This is a genomic window from Mesorhizobium sp. M7A.F.Ca.AU.001.01.1.1, from assembly GCF_004022735.1.
Classification (GTDB): Bacteria; Pseudomonadota; Alphaproteobacteria; order Rhizobiales; family Rhizobiaceae; genus Mesorhizobium; species Mesorhizobium ciceri.
Genome location: NZ_RZPF01000457.1, coordinates 1 through 5,435 on the forward strand (window position 1 = coordinate 1; position 5,435 = coordinate 5,435).

Annotated in this window: 6 protein-coding genes; 2 read left to right on the forward strand and 4 right to left on the reverse strand. The window is 60.3% G+C overall.

The annotated features are described in order from the left end of the window. Positions 1–60 precede the first annotated feature (60 nt). From glmU to EN884_RS24125, 4 genes are all read right to left on the reverse strand, one after another. Complete coding sequence (gene glmU / locus EN884_RS24110) at positions 61–1,419, reverse strand: bifunctional UDP-N-acetylglucosamine diphosphorylase/glucosamine-1-phosphate N-acetyltransferase GlmU (RefSeq protein WP_063170223.1); 1,359 nt, start codon at positions 1,417–1,419, stop codon at positions 61–63. Between the two features lie 119 nt (positions 1,420–1,538). Next, complete coding sequence (locus tag EN884_RS24115; protein ID WP_063167903.1) at positions 1,539–2,294, reverse strand: hypothetical protein; 756 nt, start codon at positions 2,292–2,294, stop codon at positions 1,539–1,541. 50 nt (positions 2,295–2,344) lie between these two features. After that, positions 2,345–3,010, reverse strand: a complete 666-nt coding sequence (locus tag EN884_RS24120) for a hypothetical protein (RefSeq protein WP_127224175.1) — start codon at positions 3,008–3,010, stop codon at positions 2,345–2,347. Positions 3,011–3,111: 101 nt separating this feature from the next. Continuing rightward, a complete protein-coding gene (locus EN884_RS24125) occupies positions 3,112–3,858 on the reverse strand; it encodes a cytochrome c biogenesis CcdA family protein (RefSeq protein WP_063170222.1) in 747 nt (248 codons plus the stop codon). Positions 3,859–4,043: 185 nt separating this feature from the next. Between EN884_RS24125 and EN884_RS24130 the strand changes: the two genes are divergently transcribed. Together EN884_RS24130 and EN884_RS24135 are read left to right on the forward strand one after the other, a co-directional pair. Beyond that, positions 4,044–4,421: a hypothetical protein gene (locus EN884_RS24130; RefSeq protein ID WP_024503571.1), complete on the forward strand. Its 378-nt coding sequence runs from the start codon at positions 4,044–4,046 to the stop codon at positions 4,419–4,421. 359 nt (positions 4,422–4,780) lie between these two features. Next, positions 4,781–5,435 (forward strand): DNA topoisomerase (locus EN884_RS24135; RefSeq protein WP_245491977.1); only part of this gene is annotated, 655 nt, incomplete at its 3' end.

Here is a 5,435-nt window from a genome sequence, read left to right on the forward strand (position 1 = left end):
CACCATGACAGGCCGCTCTTGCAATCCGGTTACTGCAATCGTTCGGTTTGCGGGCTGGTCTTACTTTTTCTTCGCCGCCGCCGCCGAAGCAAAGCGCTCGCGCAACTCCTTGCCCTTGCCTGGAATGGTCTTCTGGCGGGCGCGGCCGAAGGCCAGCGCGTCGTCGGGCACGCTTTCGGTGATCACGCTGCCTGAGGCGATGTAGCCGCCCTTGCCGATGGTGACAGGCGCCACCAGCGACGAATTGGAGCCGACAAAAGCGCCCTCGCCGATGTCGGTGAAGAATTTCGAATAGCCGTCATAATTGCAGGTAATGGTGCCGGCGCCGATATTGGCCCCAGCACCGACACGGGCGTCGCCGATATAGGTCAAATGGTTGACCTTGGCGCCCTCTTCGATAACCGCCTGCTTGACCTCGCAGAAATTGCCGACCTTGGCCTTGTTCCTGAGATCGGCGCCCGGCCGCAGCCGCGCGTACGGCCCGACATCGCAATTGGACGCAATGGTGGCGCCCTCGATATGGCTAAAGGCATGGACCTTGGCGCCCGTGGCAATCTTCACGCCCGGACCGAACCAGACATGGGGCTCGACGATCGTGTCAGTGCCGATCTCGGTGTCGTGCGAGAAATACACCGTCTCCGGCGCGATCAGCGTCACGCCCGACAGCATCGCCTCATGCCGCCGGCGCGCCTGCCAGATGGCTTCGGCTTGCGCCAGTTCGGCGCGGTTGTTGATGCCGAGCGCGCTTTCGAAACTGGCTTCGGTGGCCACGACATCGAGGCCTCGCGCACTGGCGATCTCGACAATGTCGGTGAGATAATACTCGCCCTTGGCATTCTTGTTGCCGACCTGATCGAGCAGCGCCAGCGCATGGGCGCCGGCCACCGCCATCATGCCGGCATTGCAGAAGGTTATTTTCCTCTCCTCCTCGGAGCAGTCCTTCTCCTCGCGGATGGCAATCAGCTTGCCGTCCTTTTCGATCAACCGGCCATAACCAGTCGGACTGGGCGGACGGAATCCGATCACGACGACGGCAGCGCCTTCAGCCAGTTTCAGCCGCGCCACGGTCAGCGCATCTGCGTCGATCAGCGGCGTGTCCCCAAACATCACGAGAATATCGTCATAACCCTTTGATATCGCATCGCGCGCGGCAAGCACGGCGTGCGCGGTGCCAAGGCGCTTTTCCTGCACGAAAGTCTCGGCCTTGGGCGCGAACTTTGCCGCCGCCTTGCGCATCTCGTCGGCGCCATGGCCGATCACCAGCGCCTGGCTGCCGGCACCCGCCTCTTCCGCTGCCTTCACCACATGGGCGACCATCGGCAGCCCGGCAATCTGGTGCAGCACCTTCGGCAGCACGCTCTTCATGCGCGTGCCTTCGCCGGCGGCGAGGATGACGGACAGGCAGGATCTCTGGCTCATGGAAAGGACAACCATATGAAAAGGGATCAGGAATCGAAGATAGGTAGCATCTGGCGCCATGCTGCACCAATGCGGTTAAATTCCGGTGAGGTGGGTCGAGCAGCTGGTCGATATTGCCACTAGCGAGACGTAAGATAGTCCGGATCCTTGGCTGCGAGCAGTCGTTCGACCGAGGCTTGGAAAGCGGCCACGTCGCTTCCTTGTTTGGCAAGCAGACTCTCCATGTGCTTAATCCCGCCCTCATAATAGGGCCCGAACACCTTGGACAGTGCGATCGACTTAGCCTTGGCAGTCACGTCCGCATGTAGCAGCTCTATCATGGTTGGGGGGACCGTGCTGCTCGCCACGCCCGTCCGAAATGCCCCCCATCTCGGCCTTGCGTCGGCGCAATCTGATTCCATTCGATCAAGAATGGATCGCCCTTTCAATTTGAGGCCTTCCCGATCCGTCTCGCGGTCGGCCACCTCTGACCCTGCAGCACTTAGGTAGACGTAGACCTGCCACATTGCCTGTATGGTATCGGGAACCCCCGCTCCGCGAGGTTGCGGCATTTCAAGGTGAACTCGCTCGTCCAGGAAGCAAGCCAATAATTCTTCCTGCCGGCGATGGTCCGAAAACAGGAAAGCATCCGATTGCCCAAAGTTGAACAGTTTGTGGATCGCCTCTATCCGCAAGTCGGCCCATATCTCGACAACGCTTGCGCCCTCTCTGCGATGGGCAGGATAGGACAACTTCCCCGCTTTCACTGCATTGACGTAGTCGCGCACAGATGCGGCCAACGCTACAGCGAGCGATTGTGGCCGGACAAATTGCTCAGCCAGGGCCTTGAGTTCATGGTCAGGCTGGCTCGATTTCTTCCTCAACCAATTCCACATAGGCTGCCTCCCCAATTGCCTAAGTCGATTTCGCGTTTGCAACGACAGCGCTAGCTGTCAGGAGAGGGCAGAGCTGGCGGCTCCTGATAGGCCTCTAGCTGCCACGGCCCTTGATAGTCGGCAATCACGCCTTCGTCGGCCATTGGCATCTTGGCAATCGTAGCGATCTGCCCAAGGCACCGGTTCAGGTGCCCGCGGAGCACCTCCAGTGCATCAAAATAAGCCTGCCGGGTGTCAGGCGGTCGATAGAATTCTCCAAAGCGTGGATGCAGCGGGGCGTTCTCGTCGCGCCGGAGCAGTTCCTCGAACGTCATAAATTGGCGAATACCCAGAGCCATCGCGTCAAGCAGTAAGTACAGCGGCCCATCCTGCAAGTCGGCAAGCTCTACCCGTTTGTCCACGAGCGTTTGCCTGATTTCCCCAAGCGACTTGAGCGCATTGTCAATGCAGCCATCGCAGCACTCCCAAGCGGACAGAATCCTGCGATCCCGGAGCCGAATTACGAGCTCGCGGGCAACCTTACGCTCTCGATCATTCGGGCTGACAGCGATACTGATAAATGGGAGGTTAATCGTCACGTCACCCAAGCGACCATCCACTTGCCTCCGCGCTCGCGCCAGCAAGTCGGCAATATCGAATCTAAAAGGAATTTTTCCACTTCTCATGCTGCACAATATCAAGCTTTGAATTGATTGTGCGAGCTTTTGCAGGCTCACGTCAATATTGCAGTGTAAGACCAAATGGAGCGGGGAAATTCCGATCCGGAACTTACTACGCAAGTGAAACAATATCCGTAAGCCCGCTTGAGCTCGAACGCCTACCCCAACCGCCCCAGCAGCGGAAAATTCTCCAGCAGCCAGTAAGACACCGTCTGAACGCCGCCGGTGAGGAAAAACACGCCAGCGACAACCAGCAGCGCGCCTATTGCTTTTTCAACCCGGCCGAGATGAACGCGGAATTTGCCGAGGAAGCGCATGAAGGCGCCGGAAAACAGCGCTGCGATCAGGAACGGGATGCCCAGCCCCAGCGAATAGGCGGCGAGCAGCAGCGCGCCCTCGCCCACCGTTTCACGGCCGCCGGCCAGCGTCAGGATCGGTCCCAGAACCGGGCCGATGCACGGCGTCCAGCCGAAGGCGAAAGCCAGCCCCATGACATAGGCCGCGATTGCACTTGCCGGCTTCCCTTGCGACTGGAAGCGTGCCTCGCGTGACAGCAGCGGAATGCGCAGGACGCCGAGGAAATTCAGGCCCATGAGGATGATCAGCACGCCTGCGCCCATGGCCAGCGGCTCCTGCCAGACGCGCAGCAGCCGGCCGATGGTCGAGGCGCCGGCGCCGAGCGCGACAAAGACGGTCGAGAAGCCGAGCACGAAGGCGATCGAAGAATAGATCAGCGCGCCGCGTGCGCCTTCACGCGCTGTCGCACCCGCATTGCCACGGAAATCGTCGACCGAGACGCCGGCCATATAACAGAGATAAGGCGGCACCAGCGGCAGCACGCAAGGCGACAGGAACGAAATCGCCCCAGCCCCGACCGCGCTGACATAGCCGATGTCCAATGCCATTTCCAAGAACTCCAATGTCGTGACGCCGATATAGCGACGCGCAGCCTTGTCCACCAATCACCATTGTGTTGGCAAGATCATCCATTGCCCGACGCACTTGCCAGGAAGAAACGACAGCCCGCAGGCGTTGATGCTGTGAGGCCGCGATTTCCCGCGCGTCTCCAGATATCAGTCAGGAGATTTCCATGAAAACCATAACCGCAGGACTGGCAGCGCTTCTGCTCAGCACCGCCGCATCCTTCGCTGCCGACGCGTGGAAGGAAGCCGAGGTCAATGGCGCCAAGATCTACACCGACGCCAATGGCATGACGCTTTACACCTATGACAAGGACGAGAAGGGCAAGAGCAACTGCTACGACAAATGCGCCACCAACTGGCCGCCGCTGAAAGCCGAAGCCGGCGCCAAGGCGGATGACGAGTGGAGCGTCGTCGACCGCACCGACGGCACCAAGATGTGGGCCTATGACGGCAAGCCGGTCTACACCTTCATAAAGGACAAGAAGCCCGGCGATGTGACCGGCGACGGCGTCGGCGAAGTCTGGCATATCGTCAAGGCCGACTAAGCACGCCATTCCCGCTGCTGGCGGGACAAGGGCTGGTCGCCGGGCATCTCCATGCCATCCGGCGGCCGGCATCGAACAGCCCGTTATAATGTCGCCCGTCCTGGTTTGGGCAGCATTTCAACGACTCGGCGGAAAAATGAATCGGGTCGTTTCCGCTGACTCAGACCCACCATCTGCCTTTCCCAAATTCTGTGATTTTCTCCATACACTCTAAGAGTGTATTGCTGCGGACCGGCCCGCAATTTGGGCGCTTCCCCTTGACCGGATGCAAAAGCGCGGCCATGTGAGCGACAAATAGAACGAGATTTCGTCGCGCGCAGCGGAATTCTTCTGCCGCACCACAGCTGATATGAGACCTCATGGACGTCGTCGTCGTCGAATCGCCGGCCAAGGCGAAGACAATCAACAAATACCTCGGCAAGAACTACAAGGTTCTGGCCTCGTTCGGCCATATCAGGGACTTGCCGGCCAAGGATGGCTCGGTGCGTCCGGATGAGGATTTCGCCATGTCCTGGGCGGTCGACACCGCCTCCGGCAAGCGCCTCGCCGACATCGCCAAGGCGGTCAAGGACGCCGACGGCCTGATCCTCGCCACCGATCCGGATCGCGAAGGCGAAGCGATTTCCTGGCATGTGCTGGAAGTTCTGAAGCAGAAGCGCGCGCTGAAGGACAAGCCGGTCAGCCGCGTCGTCTTCAACGCCATCACCAAATCGTCGGTGCTGGAAGCGATGGCCAATCCGCGCCAGATCGATGCGCCGCTGGTCGATGCCTATCTCGCCCGCCGGGCGCTGGATTATCTCGTCGGCTTCACGCTGTCGCCGGTGCTGTGGCGCAAACTGCCGGGCGCCCGTTCGGCCGGACGCGTCCAGTCGGTTGCGCTGCGTCTCGTCTGCGACCGCGAATCCGAGATCGAGCGCTTCATCCGCGAGGAATACTGGCAGATCGCTGCACTGCTGGGCACGCCGCGCAACGAGAATTTCGAAGCGCGGCTGACCGCCTTCGATCGCAAGAAGC

Bases quoted from the DNA above. Each gene is read 5' to 3' on its own strand.
- glmU (WP_063170223.1), bottom strand. From the start codon at position 1,419: ATGAGCCAGAGATCCTGCCTGTCCGTCATCCTCGCCGCCGGCGAAGGC.
- EN884_RS24130 (WP_024503571.1), top strand. From the start codon at position 4,044: ATGAAAACCATAACCGCAGGACTGGCAGCGCTTCTGCTCAGCACCGCC.
- EN884_RS24125 (WP_063170222.1), bottom strand. From the start codon at position 3,858: ATGGCATTGGACATCGGCTATGTCAGCGCGGTCGGGGCTGGGGCGATT.
- EN884_RS24115 (WP_063167903.1), bottom strand. From the start codon at position 2,294: ATGTGGAATTGGTTGAGGAAGAAATCGAGCCAGCCTGACCATGAACTC.